Here is a 1,258-nt window from a genome sequence, read left to right as displayed (position 1 = left end):
CATGGGCCGTCCGCCGGCTCCCGACCGCGGGGCATGAGACAATCCGCGGTCGGCGAGCGCAGCGTTCACGGCGGTCGGCACGTTGTCAGACGCTGGTCGGTAGCTGGTGCCCGACGGGGGCACGACGCTCCGGTATGTCCGCCTGAGCCCGGCGGCTCCGCCTGCGGCGCATGCGGCGGATGACCTCGTCTTGTCGGTATGCGACTTCCGCCCGCATGAGATCCACGTTGTGCATGAACATGACACATCCTCGTTCCGTCGCCGTCGTCCTCTTTGTGTCGAGCACAAGACTCGCGGTGAGGCCCGGCTGAGGACATCGGCAGTTCGCGCGCAATGCTCCTGGCCCGGGCCTTACCCGGCGACGGCCTGGACCGTGAACCGGGTAAGGGCCCGGCCGACATGGGTAAGGGGTGTCAGCCGACCTCGTCCGCGGTGGGCGGGTCGGCGCCTTGTCTGCCGCAGGTGATGGCCGCGATGCGCCCGGCACGGTCGAGAATGGGTCGCAGCCGCTCGGGGGTAAGGTCCGCCAGCCGCTGCCCGGCGCCGGCACCGAGCATGCCGTTCAGCCGCAACGTGTCGACCAGGCCGGCGGTGAAAGCGTCTCCAGCCCCGACGGTGTCGACGACGTCGACCGGCGCGGCCGCGACCTCCACGATGGTGCCGCCGCTGATCGCGGCTAGCGCGCCGTCGCCGCCACGGGTGACGACGACGAGCGAGGGGCCACGCTCGGCCCACGTCTTGGCGATCGCCAAGACGTCCGCCCCAGGCACGAGCCAGGCGAGGTCCTCGTCGCTGACCTTCACGACGTCCGCCAGCTCGATCAGGATGTCCCAGTGTCCGCGTACGTCCTCGGGCGGGCCGATCAGGGCGGGACGGAGGTTCGGATCGAGCACGATGGTGGTGTTCATCCGCTCATGCTCGCGTCGGAGCAGCTGCAGGAGAGCCGGTGCTCCAGGCTGGCGTGCTGCCGCGATCGAGCCGGTACACAGGGCTGATGTTCCGTCGGGAAGCGCATCCGGCAGCTCGTCCGCGCTCCACTGCCAGTCGGAGGTACCTTCGGCGTAGAAGTCATAGGTGGCGCGTCCGGCGTCGTCCAGCGAGACGACCGCGAGCGTCGCCGGTTCGTCGGCCTGCACCGCATGAGCAAGTCCCACGTTGTTCGCGACCAGATGGTCGCGGACGAGCGCACCGAAGGGACCCGAACCCAGCCGTGCGAGCATGTGGGTGTGCACGCCGAGCCTGGCCAGGCCTACGGCGA

The 1,258-nt window shown here is 70.0% G+C and carries 2 protein-coding genes; both read right to left on the bottom strand.

Going from position 1 to position 1,258, the window contains the following annotated elements; all coding sequences use genetic code 11:
- Positions 1-85: 85 nt before the first annotated feature.
- Positions 86-241 carry a hypothetical protein gene (locus tag ELR45_RS36035; protein WP_165368222.1) on the bottom strand — a complete coding sequence of 52 codons (156 nt, stop codon included), beginning with the start codon at positions 239-241 and terminating at the stop codon, positions 86-88.
- 172 nt (positions 242-413) lie between these two features.
- A partial coding sequence (locus ELR45_RS29730) for a carbohydrate kinase family protein (RefSeq protein ID WP_165368221.1) occupies positions 414-1,258 on the bottom strand: 845 nt, incomplete at its 5' end.

It is taken from the genome of Phytoactinopolyspora endophytica, from assembly GCF_004138495.1.
In the GTDB taxonomy this organism is placed as follows: domain Bacteria; phylum Actinomycetota; class Actinomycetes; order Jiangellales; family Jiangellaceae; genus Phytoactinopolyspora; species Phytoactinopolyspora endophytica.
This window is presented reverse-complemented; position numbering and strand designations above follow the sequence as displayed.

Bases quoted from the DNA above. Each gene is read 5' to 3' on its own strand.
- ELR45_RS36035 (WP_165368222.1), bottom strand. From the start codon at position 241: ATGTTCATGCACAACGTGGATCTCATGCGGGCGGAAGTCGCATACCGA.